The 22030-nt window shown below is 64.2% G+C and carries 24 protein-coding genes and 2 tRNA genes; 13 read left to right on the top strand and 13 right to left on the bottom strand.

The annotated features are described in order from the left end of the window. Positions 1-126: 126 nt before the first annotated feature. Positions 127-930 carry an enoyl-CoA hydratase-related protein gene (locus AC07NV_RS16045; protein ID WP_495167386.1) on the top strand — a complete coding sequence of 268 codons (804 nt, stop codon included), beginning with the start codon at positions 127-129 and terminating at the stop codon, positions 928-930. Positions 931-1047: 117 nt separating this feature from the next. Here AC07NV_RS16045 and AC07NV_RS16040 read toward each other — a convergent pair whose 3' ends face one another. Genes AC07NV_RS16040 through AC07NV_RS16030 form a run of 3 tightly spaced genes read right to left on the bottom strand, consistent with a single transcriptional unit; the run spans position 1048 to position 2945 of the window. After that, a complete protein-coding gene (locus AC07NV_RS16040) occupies positions 1048-1650 on the bottom strand; it encodes an HD domain-containing protein (RefSeq protein ID WP_495167385.1) in 603 nt (200 codons plus the stop codon). Positions 1651-1684: 34 nt separating this feature from the next. Continuing rightward, on the bottom strand, positions 1685-2401 hold the full coding sequence (locus AC07NV_RS16035) for a COG3904 family protein (RefSeq protein WP_495167384.1): 717 nt from the start codon (positions 2399-2401) through the stop codon (positions 1685-1687). After that, positions 2385-2945 carry a hypothetical protein gene (locus tag AC07NV_RS16030; RefSeq protein ID WP_495167383.1) on the bottom strand — a complete coding sequence of 187 codons (561 nt, stop codon included), beginning with the start codon at positions 2943-2945 and terminating at the stop codon, positions 2385-2387. The genes AC07NV_RS16035 and AC07NV_RS16030 overlap by 17 nt, the downstream gene beginning before the upstream one ends. A gap of 148 nt (positions 2946-3093) precedes the next feature. On the opposite strand from AC07NV_RS16030, the gene AC07NV_RS16025 reads away from it, so the two are divergent. Both AC07NV_RS16025 and AC07NV_RS16020 read left to right on the top strand, forming a co-directional pair. Beyond that, positions 3094-3540: an RrF2 family transcriptional regulator gene (locus AC07NV_RS16025; RefSeq protein WP_495167382.1), complete on the top strand. Its 447-nt coding sequence runs from the start codon at positions 3094-3096 to the stop codon at positions 3538-3540. A gap of 36 nt (positions 3541-3576) precedes the next feature. After that, positions 3577-4164: a hypothetical protein gene (locus AC07NV_RS16020; protein WP_495167381.1), complete on the top strand. Its 588-nt coding sequence runs from the start codon at positions 3577-3579 to the stop codon at positions 4162-4164. A gap of 6 nt (positions 4165-4170) precedes the next feature. Here AC07NV_RS16020 and AC07NV_RS16015 read toward each other — a convergent pair. Both AC07NV_RS16015 and AC07NV_RS16010 read right to left on the bottom strand, forming a co-directional pair. Further along, a tRNA-Ala gene (locus AC07NV_RS16015) sits at positions 4171-4246 on the bottom strand. 124 nt (positions 4247-4370) lie between these two features. Then, a complete protein-coding gene (locus AC07NV_RS16010) occupies positions 4371-4697 on the bottom strand; it encodes a TIGR02300 family protein (protein WP_495167380.1) in 327 nt (108 codons plus the stop codon). Positions 4698-4821: 124 nt separating this feature from the next. Between AC07NV_RS16010 and aroA the strand changes: the two genes are divergently transcribed. The 5 genes from aroA (at position 4822) to AC07NV_RS15985 (ending at position 9864) form a co-directional block, all read left to right on the top strand. Beyond that, a complete protein-coding gene (gene aroA, locus AC07NV_RS16005; protein WP_495167379.1) occupies positions 4822-6156 on the top strand; it encodes a 3-phosphoshikimate 1-carboxyvinyltransferase in 1335 nt (444 codons plus the stop codon). A 78-nt stretch (positions 6157-6234) separates the two neighbouring features. Next, positions 6235-6768, top strand: coding sequence for a hypothetical protein (locus tag AC07NV_RS16000; protein WP_495167378.1), 534 nt, complete (start codon positions 6235-6237; stop codon positions 6766-6768). After that, positions 6768-7397, top strand: a complete 630-nt coding sequence (locus tag AC07NV_RS15995; RefSeq protein WP_495167377.1) for a (d)CMP kinase — start codon at positions 6768-6770, stop codon at positions 7395-7397. The genes AC07NV_RS16000 and AC07NV_RS15995 overlap by 1 nt, the downstream gene beginning before the upstream one ends. A gap of 276 nt (positions 7398-7673) precedes the next feature. Next, positions 7674-9386 (top strand): 30S ribosomal protein S1, encoded by a 1713-nt coding sequence (gene rpsA / locus AC07NV_RS15990; RefSeq protein WP_495167376.1) that lies wholly within the window; start codon positions 7674-7676, stop codon positions 9384-9386. A 199-nt stretch (positions 9387-9585) separates the two neighbouring features. Beyond that, positions 9586-9864: an integration host factor subunit beta gene (locus tag AC07NV_RS15985; RefSeq protein ID WP_495167375.1), complete on the top strand. Its 279-nt coding sequence runs from the start codon at positions 9586-9588 to the stop codon at positions 9862-9864. A gap of 122 nt (positions 9865-9986) precedes the next feature. On the opposite strand, the gene AC07NV_RS15980 is transcribed toward AC07NV_RS15985, so the two are convergent. Together AC07NV_RS15980 and AC07NV_RS15975 are read right to left on the bottom strand one after the other, a co-directional pair. Then, complete coding sequence (locus AC07NV_RS15980; RefSeq protein WP_495167374.1) at positions 9987-10754, bottom strand: ABC transporter permease; 768 nt, start codon at positions 10752-10754, stop codon at positions 9987-9989. Continuing rightward, complete coding sequence (locus AC07NV_RS15975; protein WP_495167373.1) at positions 10751-11689, bottom strand: ABC transporter ATP-binding protein; 939 nt, start codon at positions 11687-11689, stop codon at positions 10751-10753. Before AC07NV_RS15975 ends, AC07NV_RS15980 begins: the two co-directional genes overlap by 4 nt. A gap of 90 nt (positions 11690-11779) precedes the next feature. Between AC07NV_RS15975 and AC07NV_RS15970 the strand changes: the two genes are divergently transcribed. Continuing rightward, a tRNA-Leu gene (locus AC07NV_RS15970) sits at positions 11780-11865 on the top strand. A 17-nt stretch (positions 11866-11882) separates the two neighbouring features. After that, positions 11883-13241, top strand: a complete 1359-nt coding sequence (locus AC07NV_RS15965) for an alpha/beta hydrolase family protein (protein ID WP_495167372.1) — start codon at positions 11883-11885, stop codon at positions 13239-13241. A gap of 33 nt (positions 13242-13274) precedes the next feature. Here AC07NV_RS15965 and AC07NV_RS15960 read toward each other — a convergent pair whose 3' ends face one another. Beyond that, positions 13275-14207 (bottom strand): GNAT family N-acetyltransferase, encoded by a 933-nt coding sequence (locus AC07NV_RS15960; protein ID WP_495167371.1) that lies wholly within the window; start codon positions 14205-14207, stop codon positions 13275-13277. A gap of 88 nt (positions 14208-14295) precedes the next feature. Here AC07NV_RS15960 and AC07NV_RS15955 point away from each other — a divergent pair, with 88 nt between their 5' ends. The 3 genes from AC07NV_RS15955 to AC07NV_RS15945 all read left to right on the top strand — a co-directional run bounded on the left by AC07NV_RS15955 (position 14296) and on the right by AC07NV_RS15945 (position 18455). Continuing rightward, positions 14296-15801, top strand: coding sequence for an ABC transporter substrate-binding protein (locus AC07NV_RS15955; RefSeq protein ID WP_495167370.1), 1506 nt, complete (start codon positions 14296-14298; stop codon positions 15799-15801). 42 nt (positions 15802-15843) lie between these two features. Then, positions 15844-16266 carry a DUF4112 domain-containing protein gene (locus AC07NV_RS15950; RefSeq protein WP_495167369.1) on the top strand — a complete coding sequence of 141 codons (423 nt, stop codon included), beginning with the start codon at positions 15844-15846 and terminating at the stop codon, positions 16264-16266. 74 nt (positions 16267-16340) lie between these two features. Further along, positions 16341-18455 carry a prolyl oligopeptidase family serine peptidase gene (locus AC07NV_RS15945; protein ID WP_495167368.1) on the top strand — a complete coding sequence of 705 codons (2115 nt, stop codon included), beginning with the start codon at positions 16341-16343 and terminating at the stop codon, positions 18453-18455. Between the two features lie 15 nt (positions 18456-18470). Here AC07NV_RS15945 and AC07NV_RS15940 read toward each other — a convergent pair whose 3' ends face one another. From AC07NV_RS15940 to cyoC, 5 genes are read right to left on the bottom strand one after another with little or no spacing between them, the layout of a single operon-like run. Continuing rightward, complete coding sequence (locus AC07NV_RS15940; RefSeq protein ID WP_495167367.1) at positions 18471-19004, bottom strand: response regulator transcription factor; 534 nt, start codon at positions 19002-19004, stop codon at positions 18471-18473. Then, complete coding sequence (locus AC07NV_RS15935; RefSeq protein WP_495167366.1) at positions 19001-20308, bottom strand: ATP-binding protein; 1308 nt, start codon at positions 20306-20308, stop codon at positions 19001-19003. Before AC07NV_RS15935 ends, AC07NV_RS15940 begins: the two co-directional genes overlap by 4 nt. After that, positions 20305-21030: an SURF1 family protein gene (locus AC07NV_RS15930; RefSeq protein WP_495167365.1), complete on the bottom strand. Its 726-nt coding sequence runs from the start codon at positions 21028-21030 to the stop codon at positions 20305-20307. The genes AC07NV_RS15935 and AC07NV_RS15930 overlap by 4 nt, the downstream gene beginning before the upstream one ends. After that, the gene (cyoD, locus tag AC07NV_RS15925) at positions 21027-21389 is read right to left on the bottom strand and encodes a cytochrome o ubiquinol oxidase subunit IV (protein WP_495167364.1); all 363 of its coding nucleotides are present in this window, start codon (positions 21387-21389) and stop codon (positions 21027-21029) included. The genes AC07NV_RS15930 and cyoD overlap by 4 nt, the downstream gene beginning before the upstream one ends. After that, entirely contained in the window at positions 21386-22012 is a 627-nt protein-coding gene (gene cyoC / locus AC07NV_RS15920; protein WP_495167363.1) for a cytochrome o ubiquinol oxidase subunit III, read from the bottom strand. Before cyoC ends, cyoD begins: the two co-directional genes overlap by 4 nt. Between the last annotated feature and the right edge of the window lie 18 nt (positions 22013-22030).

Below are 22030 nucleotides of genomic sequence, written 5' to 3'. Positions count from 1 at the left end.
GAAGATCCGCAACCGGTCGGGACCGGACGCCTCGCCGCCCCCCCTTCCCTCTTGCGCTCCCTCTTCAAATGAGTCACAACTTTACGTGAACGTAAAGGTAAAGCTGCCGCGAGAGGATTCTTCCCCATGACCGATATTCCGACCTTCGACACGATCAAGCTCGACATCGCCGACCATGTCGCGACGATCACGCTCAACCGGCCCGACCGGCTGAATTCGATGCCGCCGGCGATGGCCGACGATATCCGTTCGGCGCTCGACTATCTGCCGCTCCTCGGCGCGCGCGCGCTGTTGATCACCGGCGAGGGTCGCGGCTTCTGCTCGGGCGCCGATCTGGGCGGCGATCGCACCGCGTCGGCGGTCGGCGGCGGCGCGAACAGCCGCAAAGCACTCCGCAACCATTACAACCCGATGCTGCTCGCGCTCGCGAACCTCGACATTCCGGTGGTCACCGCGGTGAACGGCCCGGCGGCGGGCGTCGGGTGCAGCTTCGCGCTGTCGGGCGATTTCACCATCGCGGGCAAGAGCGCCTATTTCCTTCAGGCCTTCGTCAACATCGGCCTCGTCCCCGACGGCGGTTCGTCGTGGTTGCTGCCGCGCCTGATCGGCCTGCCGCGTGCGACGCAGATGATGATGCTGGGCGAGAAAATCTCGGGCGAGCAGGCGGCCGACTGGGGCATGGTCTATAAATGCGTCGACGATGCCGATCTCCTGACCGAGGCCCGCGCGCTCGCCGCGCGCCTTGCGAACGGCCCCACAGTCTCGCTCGGCACGATGCGCAAGATCCTGCGCGACGGTCTTTCGCAAAGCTATCCGGAGACACTCGACGCCGAGGCGAAGGGCCAGTTCATCGCGGGCAACAGCGCCGATGCGGTCGAAGGCATCATGGCCTTTGTCCAGAAGCGGAAGGTCGAATTCAAGGGGAAGTAATCACTTCTCGATCCGTTCGTGTCGAGCGAAGTCGAGACACCCCTCGTCGGCGCGCACCCGATGGGCATCTCGACTTCGCTCGATGCGAACGGAATTGAGATGCGTTCCGAAGTCAGCCTATTCCGCCGCTTCCTCGACCATCACCTTCTTGTAGATGCTGGTGCGCGGATAGGAGCAAAGCCGCATCACCATCGGCTCGAAAAATTCCAGCGGTTCGCTGGCATAATCGGGGTCGAACGCCGGCGCGTCATATTTCTCGCAGAATTCGGCGCATGCCGCATAATGCGGGCTGTCACGGAACTGGTCGCGCATGTCGCGGTCGAGCCCGAGATAGTGGAAGAAATAATGGCCCTGGAAAATCCCGTGGTGCTGGACGATCCACAAATTTTCCTCGGACAGGAAGGGTTTGAGGATCGCGGCTGCGACATCGGGATGGTTAAACGCGCCCAGCGTGTCGCCAATGTCGTGGAGCAGCGCCATCACGACATATTCCTCGTCGCGGCCGTCGCGGTGCGCGCGCGTCGCGGTTTGCAGGCAATGCTCGAGCCGGTCGACCGGAAAGCCGCCATAATCGCCGCCGAGCAGCTTCAGATGATCGAGGATCCGCTTGCCATTGTTCGGCGCGAACTCCTTCTGCTCGCGCGCGATAATGTCCCAATCTTCCTGTGTTCCGTCGATCATCGACCGGAACTTGGCGTGATCGTGCGTCATCTCGTTCATGGCAGCCTCTCCTGATTTTGGGAGCGAGCCTATCCTATTCGTTGTTATTTGCAACGTTATAGGTCTTGACCTCGGCCTGTGTCAGGCACCGCCGCGTCGACTTGTCCTCGGCGTTGGCCAGCGCCTTTTGCTGGTACATGACTTCGGTCAGCAACTTGCGCGACACCCCCATGCGAATCAGGAAATCATTGTCCTCACTCGCCAGCAAGGCGGCGTCCTGCTCGATGTCGCCGATCAGCTCCTTGGTCGCATCGGTGCCCATCGCGACGCTCATGTCGATCGCGCTGCGATCGCCGGTGCGCGTGAACATATGGACGATAAACAGCCCGCCCGGATCGATCACGCGCGGCTGGCCGCCCATGAAGATGAAGTTGCACGCACTGAAACACGCCCAGCCCGCCGGGATACGCGTCGTCAGGCCAAAATTCGAACGGATGATGCGCCCTGCCGCATTGCCCGCGCGCGCGTCGCCGCCGGGCGAGCGCAGCCACACTTCGCTCACATCAGGATTGGCCGTCAGTGCCGCCTTCAACCGGTCGGGCACGCCCGCGTCGATCCGCCCCTCCGCCAGCAGCACCTTGGTGCCGCCCTTCACGACGGGGGTCAGTTGCATCGTCGTATTGGCCGACCAGTCGGGGGTCAGCGGACAGGTCGGGTTCGCCGGGTCGACCTTGACCTTTGCGGCGCCGGTCAGGCTCGCCAGCAGGCCCGCCGCCAGCGCGGCACGCGCAAGTTTACGCGGCAAGGACATAGCGCGAAGCACCCGGTTCCTTGCACATCTTCTTGCTGACGCGCGTTTCCTCGCCCTCGACAATGACGATGTCGGTGACATTCATGCAGCGCGTCCCGTCGGACAGATCGTTCCGCGCCGCAATGGTCGACGATCCGCTCACTTCGGGGCGCGTCGCGCTGGTCCAGTTAGACGTCGCACCGACCTCTTCGCCGCGGGTCACCTCTTCGGTCGCCGCCGCTGCCTGCACCTGTTCGGCGGGATCGAGCTTGCACGCGATAGCGTCGGTCAGCGTCCCGCTGACCTCCGAAATCGGCACATAGCTGTAGACGCCGGCCTTGCTGGCGGCATCGCCGACCGCATCGTTCAGCACATTGCCCAATATATTGCGGCCGATGCTGCTGCCCTTCTTGCCCTTGGGACAGCCGCCATTGCCATCCTCGCTCGGCTTGGGTGCAGGCGTCGTCACCTTGCGGAGCAAACTGCCGAACTGTGCCTGTGCCGGCGCAACCGCGAGCAGGCAGGCCGCGATCACTGCGGGAGTCGCCAATATTTTACGCATCATATTATCCACCCTTGCGGCGCCCGAAACCGGGCAATGGCGCGACCGCTATAGGGATGGTTCATGCCATCCGCTGTGATTTTCATCAACCGTGCAAGATATGTCATCCAGACAGGTTGAATTAACGCTGAATATGTCACAGTAACGCCGCATGCTTTCGCAGAAAACCCGTTATACGATCCGTGCGTTCCAGCATCTTGCCGACCATTGGGGCAAGGGGCAGGTCCAGCTTGCGGATATTGCGGACGCGCAGAATATCCCGCCGAAATTCCTGACCGTGATCCTGTCGGAAATGGCGCGCGAGGGGCTGCTCATTTCGCAGCGCGGACGCGACGGCGGCTATCAGCTCGCGCTCCCTCCGATCGACATCAGCTATGGCGACCTCGTACGCCTGACGCGGGGCTCGCTCGCGCTCGTGCCCTGCGCCGCGCGCAACGCGCACGAACATTGCAAGAATTGCCTGCCCGAATCCGAATGCCGGATGCGCAGCTTGATGCTGAAAGTCCGCGACGACACCGCATCGATCCTCGACCGCATCACGCTGGCCGACCCGATCAAGATGGAACCGCTCTTCGAAAAGGAAGACGCGGCCGAATAGCAAGGGCCGCACCGGCCAGCATCCAAGGAGCATGGCATGAAGCGGATCGTCACCGGACTGGCGCTTGCCTTGCTGGCCCTGCCCCATGCCGCCAGCGCCGTCGCCGAAACCGTCCCGCTCTACGCCCGCACGCTGAGCTTCACGCTTCCCGCCGACATGGCGCGCGCGAACGACCAGGATAACGGCACCAACCGGCTGATCGAATATGTGCCGAAGGGTGAGACGGTCGCAAACTGGACGCGGCTGGTGACGATCCAGGCCTATCGCGGGCTCGGCACCTCGCCGCTGCCGACGGCGCAGATCGCGCGGCAGGCCTTTTATCCCGCAGCGTGCAAGGTCGGGCCGATCTATCAGGACAATGGCGAAAGACCGCTCGCCGGCCAGCTCAAGCGATCGCTGGTGATCAACGGCTGCGCCTCGTTGCCCCCGGGCGCCTATCCGAAAGCGCTCGCGGGGGCGGGCGAGCAGGACTTCATCCTGATCTTTCGCGACAGCGATACGATTTACACGCTCAACTATGCGGTGCGTGGCAAGCCCTTCGCGGACAAGGCGCCGCCGATTGCGCTCGCTACCGCCGAGACGCTGCTCAAGGACATCTTTGGAGAGATACGGCTGGAGCCGTGAAGGAAATGGTGGAGCCTAGCGGGATCGAACCGCTGACCTCCTGCATGCCATGCAGGCGCTCTCCCAGCTGAGCTAAGGCCCCGTACCATTTCTGCCGATCACCCTCTGGGTGGTGCGATCGGGTTGCCGCCTTTAACAGTGCGGGCGGTCTATGCAAGGGGCCAAATGCATCTTGCGATGCCTTTTTTGGCCCCTCACGAAAAATATCAGGTTTCGACGTCGTCGTCGTCCGCCGTCGCGACACCCAGATCGTCGTCGCCGCCGAGGTCGACGTCGTTGTCGGGCGAATCATTGTCCTCGTCGACATCGACGTCCAGATCCAGATCCTCGTCGACGACGATCTCTTCCTTGACGACCTTGCCGGGCTTTTCGATCTGCTCGAACGGCATCGGCTGCTTCGATTTCAGCACCGATTCCGGGATCCAGTTATAACCGCAGTTGATGCAGTTGATCGGATCATCCTTGGTCAAATCATAGAATCGGGTGGCACATTTCGGGCAGCTACGCTTCGTGCCCCATTCAGCCTTTATCATAAATTCCTCATAACCTTCTGGAAAGAGATTAGAATTTCTGGAAAGCGACGGTTACCTGCACGGCATCCATCAAATCGGCGTGCGCCTTGCCAGATTGCAAGGCCGCTGTCAAAAGCCCCACGCCATGATCGATCAAACCGCCACGCCGCGCAGCTTTTCCGCTTCCGTTCCGCTCAAAGGCAGGATCGCGATTCCCGGCGACAAGAGCATCTCGCACCGCTCGCTGATGCTTTCGGCTCTGGCGGTCGGCGAAAGCCGCGTCACCGGGCTGCTCGAGGGGCATGATGTGCTTGCCACCGCCGCGGCCATGCGGGCGATGGGCGCGACCATCGAACGCCGCGACGATGGCGAATGGCGCATCGATGGCGTCGGGGTCGGCGGACTGCTCCAGCCACGCGAAGCGCTCGACATGGGCAACAGCGGCACCTCGACCCGCTTGCTCATGGGCCTTGTCGCGAGCCACCCGATCACCGTGACCTTTGTCGGCGACGCCAGCCTGTCGGGCCGGCCGATGGGCCGCGTGATCGACCCGCTGAGCGCGATGGGCGCCGATATCAGCGCCTCGCCCGGGGGGCGCCTGCCCCTGATGGTGCGCGGCCTCGCCCCCGCCATCCCCCTCGCCTACCGCCTCCCCGTCGCCTCGGCGCAGGTCAAGAGCGCGGTACTGCTTGCGGGCCTCAACACGCCCGGCATCACCGAAGTGATCGAGCCCGTCCCGACCCGCGACCACAGCGAGCGCATGCTGCGCGGCTTCGGCGCCGACCTCAGCGTCGAAGTCGACGCCGACGGCACGCGCCATATTCGCATCCTTGGCGAGGCAGAACTGAAGCCCCAGACGATCGTCGTTCCCGGCGACCCCTCGTCCGCCGCCTTCTTCATCGTCGCGGCATTGCTCGTCCCCGGCTCGGATGTCGTCATCGCCAATGTCGGGCTTAACCCGACGCGCGCGGGCCTCGTCGACGTTCTCAAGCAGATGGGCGGCGACATCGAACTGCAGGATGCCCGCACCGTCGGCGGCGAACCCGTTGCCGACCTGCGCGTCCGTCACAGCATGCTGAGGGGAATCGACGTCGACCCCGCGGTCGTACCGAGCATGGTCGATGAATTCCCGGTCCTTTTCGTGGCCGCCGCGTTCGCCGAAGGGCGCACCGTCACAACCGGCCTCGACGAACTGCGGGTCAAGGAAAGCGACCGTATCGCGGTGATGGCGACCGGCCTGACCGCCATCGGCGCGCGCGTCGAAGAGACCGAAGACGGTCTGATCATCGACGGCACCGGCGGCGACCCGCTTGCGGGCGGCGCAACCATCGCCGGCCACCTCGACCATCGCATCTGCATGAGCTTCGCGGTCGCCGGCCTCGTCAGCAACGCGCCGGTCACGGTCGACGACATCGCTCCGGTGGCGACAAGCTTCCCCAATTTCGAAGCACTGCTGGCGCAGTTGCAGGGAAGCCTGTGATCATCGTCATCGACGAGACGCTTCGACCATGACAGGACGCAATCTCGATTCCGAGACTATTTTAGAGGTTTACGAGCAATGACATTCAAGCCCGTCGCAGCGATAGCCGCCGCCCTGTTCCTTGGCCTTGGTAGCGGGACCGCACAGGCCGACCAACGCATCGCCGATCCGTTCGACCGCGCCGATGCCAGCTTCTCGCGCTATCCGCTGAATCTGCCGGGCACACCGCAAGCGGTCGGGCGGCTGACTAACGGCGACGTTTGCGACGACGACGAGGGCATCGCCTGCGAGTGGGAGGATGAGGCCGGAGTGCACCATATTTTCGCGGGCGATACGCTGGCGATCAAGACGGTCGACGTCGCGATGCTTGGAAACCGCAATATCGCCGCGCTGAATATCGGCACCGCGCGGGCCCGGAGCGACGTCCTGACCAAAGTGCGCGCATTCCTGCCCGAAGTCGCGATCGATTGCCTCGAACCCGGCAAGGCCGGTGAAGGCGAAGGCATCGCCTCGTGCGGCGGCACTTTCGAAAATGGCGGCTGGATCAAATTGCTGTTCGGTGCCGGTAACCGTTTGACGAGCGCGCGCATCGACGCGTTCCAGATGAACTGATGATCATCGCCGTCGACGGCCCGACCGCGTCGGGAAAGGGCACCATCGCCAAGGCGCTCGCTGCGCATTTCGGCCTGCCTGTGCTCGATACCGGCCTGCTCTATCGCGCGGTCGGCTACCAGACACAGCTCAACCATGGCGACGCCGACAAGGCCGCCGATGCGCTGGCGGCGTGCGACTTCCCCGACGCGCTGCTGGACGATCCGGCGCTGCGTTACGAAACGACCGGCGGCCTCGCCAGCCGCGTGTCGATCCACCCGCAGGTTCGCGCCGCATTGTTCCAGCGTCAGGTCGATTTCGCCAATCAGCCGGGCGGCGCAGTGCTCGACGGACGCGACATCGGCACCGTCATCGCACCGCACGCCGATGCCAAGCTGTTCGTCACCGCAAACGCCGACGAACGCGCGCGCCGCCGGCATGCCGAGATGCAAGCGCGCGGCGTCGATGTTAGCTTCGACGCGGTGCTCGCCGACATCCATGCCCGCGACGCGCGCGATACCGGCCGTGCCGACGCGCCGTTGCTGCGGGCCACCGATGCGATGCTCCTCGACAACACGAACATGGACAAGGACACCGCGCTCGCCGCCGCCATCGCCTTCGTCGAAGAGCGCCGGAAGCCCCACGCCTAGACGGGCTTTCCACCTTGCTTTCGCGGGCCTTCCTGCCTATATGCGCGCCGTCCGACGGGCTTAATTGCAGGTCGAGGCATGGACAGACCGCCGCTCAAATTCGAGCGTCGGGCGTGACGGGACGCACCCGCCGCGCCCATTTTGGTTTGTCCATGGCTTGCCGGTTAAGGGTCCGAAGGATGCCGCGCTCCGCATCCGGCGGGCATGGCAGATCGGCCATTAAGACCAGCGGAACCAACCGCTTGGCCGGAACAAATGAAGTAAGGAAACACATCTATGGCCACTACGGCTTTCCCGACGCGCGACGATTTCGCCGCGATGCTCGATGAATCGCTTGGTGGTGCCGACGGCGGCTTTGAAGGCCGCGTCGTCAAGGGCACCGTGACCGCGATCGAAAACGACCTGGCAGTGATCGACATTGGTTTGAAGAGCGAAGGCCGCGTGCCGCTTCGCGAATTCGCCATGCCGGGCCAGAAGGCCGACATCAATGTCGGCGACGAAGTCGAAGTCTATGTCGACCGCGTCGAAAACGCCAATGGCGAAACCATGCTGTCCCGCGATCGCGCCCGCCGCGAAGCCGCCTGGGACCGCCTGGAAGAAGAATTCAACAAGGAAGCCCGCGTCGAAGGCGTCATCTTCGGCCGCGTCAAGGGCGGCTTCACCGTCGACCTCGGCGGCGCGGTGGCGTTCCTTCCGGGTTCGCAGGTCGATATCCGCCCCGTGCGCGACGTTGGCCCGCTCATGGACCTGCCGCAGCCCTTCCAGATCCTGAAGATGGATCGTCGCCGCGGCAACATCGTTGTGTCGCGCCGCGCCATCCTCGAAGAAACGCGCGCCGAACAGCGCTCGGGCCTGATCCTGAACCTCGAAGAAGGCCAGATCATCGAAGGCGCCGTCAAGAACATCACCGATTATGGTGCGTTCGTCGACCTCGGCGGCATCGACGGCCTGCTCCATGTCACCGACATGAGCTACAAGCGCGTCAACCACCCGAGCGAAGTCATCAACATCGGTGACACCGTCCGCGTCCAGATTATCCGCATCAACCGCGACACGCAGCGCATCAGCCTCGGCATGAAGCAGCTCGAAAGCGATCCTTGGGAAGGCGTTGCCGCCAAATATCCCGTCGGTGCGAAGCTGTCGGGTACGGTCACGAACATCACCGATTACGGTGCATTCGTCGAACTCGAAGCCGGCATCGAAGGCCTGGTCCACGTCAGCGAGATGTCGTGGGTCAAGAAGAACGTCCACCCCGGCAAGATCGTTTCGACCAGCCAGGAAGTCGACGTCATCGTCCTCGAAGTCGACAGCGACAAGCGCCGCATCTCGCTGGGCCTCAAGCAGGCTCAGTCGAACCCCTGGGGCGCGTTCGCTGACACGCATCCGGTCGGTTCGGTCGTCGAAGGCGAAGTCAAGAACGCAACCGAATTCGGTCTGTTCGTCGGCCTGCCGGGCGACGTCGACGGCATGGTTCACATGTCGGACATCGCTTGGGGCATCTCGGGCGAAGAAGCGCTGCACCTCCACCGCAAGGGCGAGGCCGTACAGGTCGTCGTTCTCGACGTCGACGTCGAGAAGGAACGCATCAGCCTCGGCATCAAGCAGCTTGAAAAGGGTGCTCCGGCCGTTGGCGGCGGCGCCGCTGCGACTGGCTCGGTGAAGAAGAACGACGTCATCACCGTTACCGTCCTCGAAGTTCGCGACAACGGCCTCGAAGTTCAGGCTGGCGACGATGGCGCCACCGGCTTCATCAAGCGCGCCGACCTTGGCCGCGACCGCGACGAGCAGCGCGCCGAGCGTTATCAGGTCGGCCAGAAGTTCGATGCGATGGTCATCGGCTTCGACCGTTCGAAAAAGCCGAACTTCTCGGTCAAGGCGATGCAGATCGCCGAAGAGAAGCAGGCTGTCGCGCAGTACGGTTCGTCGGACTCGGGTGCCTCGCTCGGCGACATCCTCGGCGAAGCGCTGAAGGCCGGCAAGAAGGACTAATCTCCTTCCGCCGCCAGGCAAAATGAAAGGCCCGCAGAGTGTCCCTCTGCGGGCCTTTTTCTTGTCCTGATATATTTTGACCGAAACGCGATTCATGATACCTTCTCCGCGCGTTGGGAGGGGTCTCACGCAAAATGGACCGGCAACGACCGGGCGCCTGCTTCGGTGGGAGAAGCGTGATTTATAATAGGGGAAGCAGATGATCCGGTCAGAACTGGTTCAAAAGATCGCGAACGAAAACAGCGATTTGAGGCTCGAGGAAATCGAGCGGATCGTTGACACTTTCTTCGATTCCATCGTCGACCAACTCGCAGCGGGTGGCCGCGTCGAACTCCGCGGTTTCGGGGCTTTCTCGACCCGGTCGCGCGACTCGCGCACCGGCCGCAATCCGCGGACGGGTGCCTCGGTCGACGTGAAGGCGAAAAACGTGCCCTATTTCAAACCGGGCAAGGAAATGCGCGAGCGCCTGAACGACTGATCGCTCGCCCGCGTCCCGACCATTGTCCGGGCGAAAGCCGGGATCTCATAATATCGTTTTGACTGCTCGTCGGGATTTCCGCCTTCGCTGAAATCTCGACGTCAGTCCGGCTGCCTGCACGCTCAGTTCTTGAGCCGGTACCCCGTCCGGAACATCCAGAAGATCACGCCGAGGCACAGCGTCAGGAACAGCGCCACCGCGCCCATGCTGACCTCGATCCCCACGTCGCCCTTGCCAAAGAAGGTCCAGCGGAACCCGCTGATCAGATAGACGACGGGATTGAACAAAGTCACCGTCCGCCATGCGGCGGGCAGCATGTCGAGCGAATAGAAGGCGCCCCCGAGGAAGGTCAGCGGATAGACGACGAGCAGCGGGATGACCTGCAACTGCTCGAAACTCTGCGCCCAGATGCCGATGATGAAGCCGAACAGGCAAAAGGTCACCGCCATCAGGATCGTGAAGGCGACCATCAACAGCGGGTGCGCAACCTGCACGTCGACGAAGAGGTGGGCGGTGGCGAAGATGATTGTTCCAATGATCACCGACTTCGTCGCGGCGGCGCCGACATAGGCGATCACCGTTTCGAGCGGCGAGAGCGGCGCCGACAGCATCTCGTAGATCGTGCCCGTCCATTTGGGCATATAGATGCCGAACGACGCGTTGCTGATGCTTTCGGTGAACATTGTCAACATCATCAAACCGGGCACGATGAAGGCGCCATAGGGCACATCGCCGACTTCGCTCATCCGGCTGCCGATCGCCGATCCGAAGACGACGAAATAGAGCGCCGTGGTGATCACCGGCAACATCAGGCTGGTCCAGAAGGTGCGGCCGAAGCGCGCCAGTTCGAAAGCGTAGATCGCGCGCACGCCGCGCCAGTTCGCGGTCATGCGGCCTCTCCCTTGGTTTCATGCACCAGCCCGACGAAAATATCCTCGAGCGAGCTTTGCTTCGTATGCAAATCCTTGAAGGCGACGCCGATGTCGCTCATCCGCCGCAGCAGCGACGGCACGCCCGTCGCTTCGGCCTGGCTGTCGAATTCATAGACGAGTTCGTGCCCGTCGCCTGCCAGCGCGAGCTTCCAGTCGGCGAGCTCGGCGGGCACCGCGCCCAGCGGTTCGGCGAGGTTGAGCGTCAACGTCTTGCGCCCCAGCTTCTTGATCAGCGCGTGCTTCTCTTCGACGAGGATCAGCCGCCCCTTGCTGATCACCCCGACGCGGTCGGCCATTTCTTCGGCCTCCTCGATATAATGGGTGGTCAGGATGATCGTCACGCCGCGCTCGCGCAGCCCGTGCACCATCTGCCACATATCGCGGCGCAATTCGACGTCGACGCCCGCGGTTGGCTCGTCGAGGAAGAGGATTTCGGGTTCGTGCGAAAGCGCCTTGGCGATCATCACGCGGCGCTTCATGCCGCCCGACAATTCCATGATCTTCGAATCGCGCTTGTCCCAAAGCGTCAGGTCGCGCAGCAATTGCTCGATAAACGCAGGATTGCGCGGCTTGCCGAACAATCCGCGCGAAAAACTCACCGTCGCCATCACCGTTTCGAACGAGTCGGTGTGCAATTCCTGCGGCACCAGCCCGATCATCGACCGCGCGGTGCGATAGTCGCGGGCATGATCGTGCCCCGCGACGGTCACTGTCCCCACGCTCGACGTCACGATCCCGCAAACGATGCTGATCAGCGTCGTCTTGCCCGCGCCATTCGGCCCGAGCAGCGCGAAAATCTCGCCTTTGTTAATGGTCAGGTCGACATCGCTCAGCGCTGTGTGACCGCTTTTATAGGTTTTCCCGAGGCCGGAAATTTCAAGGACTGCTGTCATGTCACGCCGTCTAGCCGAGCCGCCGGACGGCGTGAAGCGGCAAACATCGCTTGACCTCCATCGGCCCATCGGCTTGACCGATTGCGCCGTGCGGACGTGGCGAAATCGGTAGACGCAGCAGACTTAAAATCTGCCATCCTCTGGATATGCGGGTTCAAGTCCCGCCGTCCGCACCAGCTTTGCAGGATAAGGCATGCCCGACACACAGCGACCGGCCAGTTGCGAGATTCGGAAACAGTGGGGGGCGGCAGCATTCGCGTTCGCCGCGCTCTGGCTCGCGACGCCCGTAGCTGCGGCAGAAGGTAATTGCACGGTTGGCGTCTATCGCCTGCCCGACGGCGAAGTGATCGATATCGCACCGTCGGGGACGGATACGCTCCGCTGGCGGAAAATCGACGGAACAAGCGGGAAGCTGGTCAAGGCCGGCGAGACATGGGCGAGCAGCACCGGCTGGACCGATCGCGCCGATGGCCTGCAGATATCCTTTGGCGATTGCGCGTCGGGCACGATGCGGTTCGGCGATCGTATCGCACGGCGGATAACGCTCGAAACGCGCGATACGAGCTTTACCAGCCACGACACCCCGCTCGTCGGCCGCCTTGTTCTGCCGCCGGGCGACGGCCCCGTTCCGATCGTCGTGCTCCTTCACGGTGCCGAACCCGCTTCGGCGCGCGAAACCAACGCGCTGCAGCGCATGCTCCCCGCCGCGGGCATCGGCGCCTTCGTCTATGACAAGCGCGGCACGGGCGCCTCGGGCGACAAATATACCCAGGTCTTTTCACTCCTCGCCGACGATGCTGTCGCCGCGCTCGCCGAAGCGCGTCGCATGGCGGGCCCACGCGGCGTGCGCTTCGGCTTTCAGGGACCGAGCCAGGGCGGCTGGATCGCACCGCTCGCGGCGACCCGCACCAAGGTCGATTTCCTGATCGTCAGCTTCGGCCTCGCCGTGTCGGTCGCCGACGAGGATCGCGAGGCGATTGCGTTCCAGATGGGCCTCAAAGGCTATAGCCCCGACGTCATTGCCAAGGCGCAGGAGATCGGCGCTGCCGCAACGCGTATTTTCGCAAGCGGCATGAGCGACGGCATCGAGGAGTTCGACGCGGTGCGCGCCCGCTATCGCGGCGAACCCTGGTACAAGGATGTGTACGGCAACTTTACCCACATCATCCTTGCCATGACTGCCGACGAAATCCGGACCAAGGGGCAGGTCTATAAATTCGGCACGCCCGTCCACTATGATCCGATGCCGACGCTCCGCGCGGTGACCGTGCCGCAGCTCTGGGCGCTCGGCGGGCAGGATATCGACGCACCGGTCGGCGAAACCGCGCGGCGGATCAACGGCCTCATCGAGAGCGGCAAACCGATCACCCTCGCCGTCTTTCCCAAAGCCGAGCACGGGATGACCGAGTTCGAAGCGACACCCGACGGCCGCCGGGTTTCGACGCGCTTTACCCCGGGCTATTTCCGGCTGCTGATCGACTATGCCAAGGGTAGCAAACTCGCCGATGCCTATGGCGATGCCCAAATTGCGCGCCCTGCGGCGGGAAAGTAACGCCCCCATCCCGCATTGACCGGATCGCGCTGGTCAGCCGCGGATGAGCGCTTTTGCTTTTGCCTTCAGCCCGAAGCGGTCGAGGACATTTTTGCCGCGTGCGGCGAGGCTGTCGATGCCGGGCATTGCCATCACCGCGGCGCGATTGCGCAACGTCGGGCGTAATATCAGCACGTCGGCACATGCGACCGATGCGCGCCCGAACTGCGCCTTGTGTGCGCCGTCGCCTTCGGTGAAATCGAAGCCGCGAAAGCGCTCCTCGGCGTAGAGCATCCGCATCGCCTCGACATGCAGCACCGTCCCCGGCGAGAGCTCGGCGAATTCGGGATCATAACCGAGATGGGCGTAGACCAATATGCCGCGTTCGACCGGCAGATAGAGATAAGCAATCGCCCGTTCCCCGGCGAACAACAGGAAGGCGCGGACATTGTCCGCAGCCGCGGCAGCGACCGCCCGCGCGATATCGGCTTCGCCGGTGGGCAGCCCGGCCTGCATCAGTCTCGCCTGATAGGTACGATCGGACAGTGCGCCCGCAATGGCCATAAATTCGGCCACTTCCCCGGCCGCCCGATAGGGTCGCACGACAAATCCGCCGTCGAACTGCTCCGACAGCCGCCGCGCCTTGCGCGACAGCGTCGAGCGCGTCTTCGATGAAAAGCCCTGCCACCAGTCGTCGAAGCCCAGCTGCTCCATCGCGATGAAATGGCGCGGATAATCCTGGCGCACCACAACCAGCCAGCCTTTCAGTCGATCGCCCAGCGTCGCCAGCCGCGCCTTCGGCAGCGAGCGCAGGAGCCAGCCATCGCGTCCGGCGGGCGGCAAGTCGCCCTGCCCGCCGGTCAGCACCGCATCGAGATCGTGCGGAACGACACGCAACCGGCGCCGGAGATGGGCGAGCGGACGCCCGGCAACCTCGATGCGCAGCGCGATGGCTTCGCCTGCTTCCTGTTCGCGCTGACTGGTCATGACCCCTCAATATATTGCGATGCACCTATTCCGGTTTCGCAGCACATGGTTATGATTGGCTTACACGATTTGGAGGACAAGGCGCATAATGACGGGTCGAGGCAGATACGGACGCACCGCCACGGTGATGGCAGCGGCGGCCGCCCTTGCGCTCACCATGTCGAGCTGCGGCCTGTTCGGCGAACGCGGCCCGGTCAAAATTGCCGCGATCGGCCCGCTCAACGCTGCGGCCAACCCGATCAACGGCGAATTGTCGGCCGCCAATGCCGCTTTGCTCGACGCGACGTCGCAAGGTCTCGTCAGCTATGACGGCGAAGGACAGATCGACACCGGCCTTGCCGACCGCTGGACCGTCACCACCGACGGGCGCAGCTATATCTTCCGCCTTCGCGAGGCCAAATGGACGAACGGCCGCAAGGTCACCGCCGAAGACGTCGCGGCCATCCTGCGCGGCTATCTCGCGCCGGCCAGCCGCCACGTCCTGAAGGCCGATTTTCCGGAAATCGAGACGATCAAGGCGATGACCGACACGGTTATCGAAATCCGCCTCGCGGTACCGCAGCCCGCGATCCTCGAGCTGCTCGCCCAACCGTCGATGGCGATCGTGAACAAGGGCATGGGATGGGGACCGATGCGCGCGCGCAAGATCGGCCGCGCGGTGCTGCTTTCGCCCGTCCCCGATCCACTCGCCGAGGATCAGGAGGCCGCCGAAGCCGCCGCCAACGACCCGGCCGCCTCGATCGAACTGGTCGCCACCTCGCCTGCGGGCGCGCTCGCGCGCTTCAAGAACGGCTATGCCGACGGCGTTGTCGGCGGCCGCTTTTCGACCCTCCCCTATTTTGCTGCGTCGAACATCGGCCGCTCGCGGCTCGTCGTCGATCCGGTCCCCGGCCTGTTCGGCCTGTCGTTCGTCCGTGCCGAGGGTTTTCTTTCAACCGATGTGAATCGCGAGGCTCTCGTGCGCGCGATCCGGCGCGAGCGGCTGATCGAAGCCTTCGGACTCACCGAATGGCAGCCGCAGGTGACGCTGCGCCCGGCGCTCTACGCCCGCGATGGCGGCCCCGCGCCGCTCGTGCCCGCATGGACGCAATATGACGAAGCCTCGCGGCTCGCGCAGGCGAAGCGCGTCGTCGATGCCTGGCGCGGTACGGGGCGCGAGATCGAACCGCTCCGCATCGCCGTCCCCGACACCCCGGGCGGGCGTATCCTTTTTGCTTATGTCTCGGCCGATTTCGCCGCGATCGGGGTGCCGAGCCGCCGCGTCGGCATGGCGGCAGCCACCGACCTCCGCCTGATCGACGAAGTCGCGCCCAACGACGACGCCCTCTGGGCGCTCCGCCGCCTGTCGTGCCGGCGCGACACCCTGTGCAACCGGGAGGTGCAGGAGTTGCTCGATCTGGCGGTGCGCAACATCGACACCGGCCAGCGCGCGCAACAAGTGAGCGAGGCGGAGGGCGTTCTCGGCCGCTATGCGCCCTTCATCCCGCTTGCGACACCGCTGCGCTGGTCGGTCGCCTCGCAGCGCCTGACGGGCCTGCGCGCCAACGGCCGCGCGCAACACCCATTGAATCATCTGATCGCCTTACCTAACTAATACAGTGGCGCTGCACCTTCGAGCGCTTTTGAAAGGACCCGAATGGCCCCTTCGTCCCCCAATCCCGACGCGATTTTCGATGCGCTGATTTCCAATCGCAACGATCCCGCGGCGCTGCGCAAGCGCGTCGAGACGCTGGAAATCCTGCTCGAACGCGCCTTCATCATCCCCGGCATCAACCGTCCGGTCGGGCTCGACGCGATCGTCGGCCTTGTCCCCGTCGTCGGCGATATCATCGCCGCGACGATGGGCGCCTATCTGATCTGGGAGGCCCGCAACCTGGGTATGCCGAAATGGAAGATCTGGCGCATGGTCGGCAACCTCGGCGTCGACACCGCGCTCGGCGCCGTCCCGCTCGTCGGCGACGCCTTCGACTTTTTCTTCCGGTCGAACACGCGCAACCTCAAGATCATCAAGAAGCATCTCGACAAGCACCACCCCGGCACGATCATCATCGACCAGTAAGCGCTTCGCCGTCTTCCCCTGCGGTGTCCAATGCTGCTAGCACAGCGCCACCACACCCCAGGGGAGACTATCGAATGATCCGCGCCAGCCTTGCCGCGCTTGCCCTCAGCTGTTCGTTCACCGCCGTCGCGGCGGCCGCACAGGATGCGAAGGACCCGTATCTCTGGCTCGAGGATATCGAGGGCAAGGCAGCGCTCGACTGGGTCCGGAAAGAGAATGCCGCGACCGACAAGCTGATCACCGGCCGACCGGGTTTCGAAGCCGACCGCAAGCGCGCGCGCGAAATCCTCGACGACGACCGCCAGATCGCCGAACCCGGCGAGGTGATGGGCGACATGATCACCAACCTTTGGCGCGACGCCGCCAATCCGCGCGGTCTGTGGCGGCAAAGCCCGCTCGATGCGTATCTCGCGGGCAAACCCGTCTGGACGACGCTGATCGACGTCGACGCGCTCGGCAAAGCCGAAAAGCAGAGCTGGGTCTGGCACGGTGCCGACTGCCTTGCCCCCGATTATAAACGTTGCCTCGTCTCGCTGAGCCCCGGCGGCACCGATGCCGACATCGTGCGCGAATGGGACCGCACGACCAAAAGCTTCGTCGACGGCGGCTTTACGCTGCCGCAGGCGAAGAGCAGCGTGACGTGGGAAAGCGCCGACGCCCTGCTCGTCGCGACCGACTATGGCGCGGGCAGCATGACCGCGTCGGGTTATCCGCGCATCGTCAAGCGCTGGAAACGCGGCACGCCGCTGTCGGCCGCGACGACGGTGGCCGAGGGCGAGCAAGCGGATGTCGGCATGAATGTCTTCGCACTCGTCGACGGCGACAAGCGCTGGCCGATGATCAGCCGCGGCAAGACCTTCTACACAACCGACTATCTGATCCGCGTCGTCGGCGGCGAAACCTATCATCCGACGATCATTCCCGACACCGCGAGCCTTCGCGACGTGCTCGGCGGACAGGCGATCGTCTTCCTCAACAAGGAGCTCGGCGAGGGTTTTCCCGCGGGCTCTCTGATCTCGCTGTCGCTGGACGACATGGCGGCCGACCGGCAGGTGGCAGTCATTCCGGTCATGGCGCCGACGAAGGCGCAGGCGATCGAGGACGTCTCGGCGACCGACAATATCCTCTGGGTCAAGGCGCTCGACGATGTCGAGGGCAAGCTCTTTGCACTGCGCCGCGACGCAAAGACCGGCCGTTGGACCCAGAAGGAGGTCCCGCTCGCTGCCAACGCCACCGTCAACATCGCGGGCGCGATCGGCAAGCGCGATACGATCTTCGCGAGCGCCGAGACAATGCTGATGCCGCCGACGCTCTACGCGGTGTCTGAAAGCGCCGCGCCGCAAGCGGTGCAGAGCCTGCCCGCGACCTTCGACGCCAAGGACATGAGCGTCGAAAAGCGCTTCGCGACGTCGAAGGACGGCACGAAAATCCCCTACTTCATCGCGCGCAAGAAGGGCACGAGCGCGCCCGTTCCCGCGCTCATCCACGCCTATGGCGGTTTTCGTTCGGCGCAAACACCCGGCTATCTCACTGGCCAGCCCTACCGCGCCGGCCCGCTCGGCCTGTTCTGGGTCGAGGACGGCAATGCTTATGTCCTCGCGGGCATTCGCGGCGGCGGTGAATATGGCCCGGCCTGGCACGATGCGGCGCTACGCGAAAAGCGCCAGAACAGCTTCGACGACCTGCACGCCGTCGCCGAGGATCTGGTGAAGACCGGCGTTAGCGCCAAGGGCAAGATCGCGATCTCGGGCCGCTCCAACGGCGGCGTGCTCGTCGGCGCGGCGATGACGCAGCGCCCCGATCTGTACGGCGCGGTGATCTCGGGATCGCCGATCAAGGACATGCGCCGTTATAACAAGATGCTCGCGGGCGCGTCATGGGTGGCCGAATATGGCGACCCCGATGTCCCGGCGGACTGGGCGTTCCTGTCGAAATATTCGCCCTATCAGGCCATCCGCAAGGGCGTGACCTACCCGCCGATCTTCCTCTATCTTTCGACCAAGGACGACCGCGTCCACCCCGGGCATGCGCGCAAATATGCCGCGCGGCTGATGGAGAATGGCAACCGCGTCTATTATCACGAATATCTGGAAGGCGGCCATTCGGTCGGCGCCGACCATGCCGAGGATGCGGTGCGCGCCGCGATGCTCCACGCCTTCCTGCTGCGCGAACTGGTGGAGAAGAAATAGCCGCGCGCGTCCGGCTCAGCGAACCTGGCGCTTTTCCAGTTTCCGCGCCAGCGTGCGCCGGTGCATGCCAAGCCGGCGCGCGGTCTCCGAAATGTTGAAGTCGGTTTCGACCAGCGTCTGGTGAATATGCTCCCACTCGACGGTCTTGATCGACGACTGGCGGTCGCCCACCGGCGTGTCGGCATTGCCTTCGGAGCGGTCGAACGCCGCCTCGATATCGTCGGTGTTCGAGGGTTTCGCGAGATAATAGGACGCGCCGAGCTTGATCGCCTCAACGGCCGTCGCGATGCTCGCGAAACCGGTGAGCACGACGATCCGCATCATCGCGTCCGCCGCGCGCAGCGTCTGGACGCACGCCAGCCCCGATGCCCCGCCCAGTTTCAGGTCGACGACGGCATAACCCGGGCGCCAGTCCTTCAGCAATTCGCCCAGCGCATCGGGACCGTGCGCGACGCGGACGTCATAGCCGCGCCGCTCGAACGAGCGCTTGAGCGTCCGGGCGAACGCCTCGTCGTCCTCGACGATCACCAATTGCCGCTGATCGGTCATGCCGTTACTCCCTCGGCGCGTGCGAGCGCCGAAATGGGCAGGAATATTCGCACCAAAGCGCCGCCCGCATCGCGGTTCGACACGCTCGCGCCGCCACCGAGCTTGCGCAGCACGTTGACGAGGAGGAACAGCCCCAGCCCACCGCCGGGGCGCCCCTTTGTCGAACGATAGGGCTGGCCGAAACCCTCCAGCATCTCCGCGCTGAAGCCCGGCCCGCGATCGGCGATCTCGATCACCACCATATCGCCGTCGCGCGATGTCGTGATGCTCGTCCAGTCGGGCGACACCTCCGCCGCATTGTCGAGGACGTTGCCGATCACCTGCCGCAGCGCCGGGTCCGACACGATCGCAACGTCGGCGCCGAAGCGATCGTTGAATTCGACCGTGCCGGGGCGGCGCACGGCGCGCGTGTGCGCGACGATTTCGTTGAACGAGGCGCGCATCGTCGTGAGTTGCGGCGCCTCGCCCCGCGCCTCGCCCGCCGACATCAGGATGCCGCTGACGATTGCCTTGCAGCGCTGGACCGCCACATCCATGTCGGCGAGGTCTTCCTGCACCTCGCGATCGCCGGCGAGCCGCGGCGCGGCCTTCCAATCGCCGATCAGCACCGACAGGATCGACAGCGGCGTCCCAAGCTCGTGCGCCGCGCCCGAGGCGAGCAGGCCCATGCGCACGATATGATCCTCCTCCGCCGCGCGCTGGCGGCTCGACGCGAGCGCGGCGTCGCGGTCGCGCAGGTTGCGGCTGATCCGGGTCACGAAGGCGACGAGCAAGACCGCGATCAGCACGAAGCAGATCAGGCTGCCGGCAAGATAGAGCCCCATCGGATCGCCCGCGTAGGGCGTGGGCAGGACCAGGGGCGTCGGATCGATGCGCAAGGCGGCGATCGCCACCAGCGTAGCGGCGACGATCATCCACGATGAACGCGGGGTCAGCAGGATGGCGCCAATCACGACTTGCAGCAGGAAAAGCGAGGCGAACGGATTGGCGAGCCCGCCGCTGTGGTGAAGCTGCCACGCCAGCGCCGCAACGTCGAACAACAGCGCCGCGGTCAGTTCGATATTGGTCACCGCGCGGCCGCGCTGGAGCAGCAGCAGGCTGATGATATTGATCGCGACAAGGATGGCGATCGCGCCGAGCAGCGGCGGGAGCGGCGGCCGGATATCCATCGCCATACGCACGGCGAAAATCGTCAGCAGTTGTCCGCCGACCGCCAGCCAGCGCAACTGGATCAGCAGCGCCATGTTGCGGCGTCCGGCGTCGGCCTCCGGCAGCCCTGTCAGCGGGAAATCGGTTTCGCTCATTCGTCCGCCATATTGGACCGGTCGGGCGCAACTTGCCATAACCGCCACGCGAAAAAGAGCGCCAGCGCCGCGAGCGCGAACCAGGTCAGCGCGTAGACGAGATGGTTGTCGGGAAAGCGGATCACGGTCAGCCCGCCGACCGGGTAGCCGCCCGGATTGGGCGCGTTGTCGGCATCGACGAAATAGGGCGCGGCCTTGTCCAGCCCCCTCGCCTTCGCAATCGCAGCGACATCGCGCGAATACCAGCGATCGGCCGCCGCATCGTTCGACCGCAGGAACCCGCCATCGGGTTCGCTGACCCGCAGCAGCCCGGTGACGGTTACCGCGCCCACGGCATTGCCCGCCGCGCGCGTCTCCGCCGCGCGCCGGTCCTTGGGCACGAAACCGCGATTGACGAGCAAGGTAAATCCGGAGGTTTCGAGCGGCGTTAGCACCCAATATCCGGCGCCGAGATCGGTCACCGCCTGAACGAGCGTCTCGCGATCGTGGCGAAACCGGCCCCTCGCGGTCACGCGGCGATAGACGTCGGTCTTCGCAGTAACGCGCGCCCATCTATCGGGACCCGGCGCAGCCACCGGCGGCGCATGGACGCGCGTTTCGACCGCCGCGACCAGTTCATGCTTCCACACGCGCCGTTCGAGTTGCCAGGCGCCGAGCGCCACAAGGCCCACCGCAACGATCAGCGACGCCGCGGCGAAACCCGCGCGGCGGGCGCGTTTCACGGTATCTGTCGCATATCGTGCGGTGCCGGCATCATGTTGGTGTTGAGATGATGCATCACCCACATCGACCCCGCCAGCATGATCACGACAACGATGATCGTGAAGACGAGCGAGGTCAGCGACCAGCCCCCCTCCGCCTTCGGCGTCATATGCAGGAAGAAAACCATATGAACGACGATCTGGACCGCCGCGAACACCATGATGATCGCGCCAATGGCACCCGCGCTGAGCGGCATCGTCATCACCAGCCAGAACGGAATGGCGGTCAGGATGACCGACAGGACAAAGCCGATGACATAGTCGCGCATCGACGCGTGCGGCATCTCGATCTCGTGGACCGCGTGAGGATCGGCGCTCATCGCAGCACTCCCATCAAATAGACAATGGTGAAGACGCCGATCCACACGACGTCGAGGAAGTGCCAGAACATGCTGAGGCACATCACCCGGCGCTTGTTCGCGGCGATCAGGCCATGCTTGCCGAGCTGGACCATCAAAGTGACCAGCCAGATGATGCCGAAGGTCACGTGCAGCCCGTGCGTACCGACCAGCGTGAAAAAGCTCGACAGGAAGGCGCTGCGTTGCGGCGTCGCCCCGATCTCGATCAGGTGGTGGAACTCGTAAAGCTCGATCCCGAGGAAGGCGAGCCCGAACAGCCCGGTGACCGCGAGCCAGATTTGCGTGCCCTTCACCTTGCCCTGCTGCATCTGCAATACCGCAAAGCCATAGGTGATCGATGAAAAGAGCAGCATCGCGGTGTTGAGCGCGATCAGCTTCAGGTCGAACAGGTCCTTGGGCGCCGGACCCGCGGCATAGCTGCCCCCCAGCACCGCATAACAGGCGAACAGGATCGCGAAGATGAGGCAATCGCTCATCAGATAGATCCAGAAGCCCAGCATCGTGCTGTGCCCCTCGGGATGCGCATGCTCGTCGAGGTCGTAGAACTGGACGGGCTGGTTTGCGATCAAAGTGTTTGCTGTCATGGTGGGGGCACTCATTGC

It is taken from the genome of Sphingopyxis sp. GW821-FHT10B01 (genome assembly GCF_059415685.1).
This window is presented reverse-complemented; position numbering and strand designations above follow the sequence as displayed.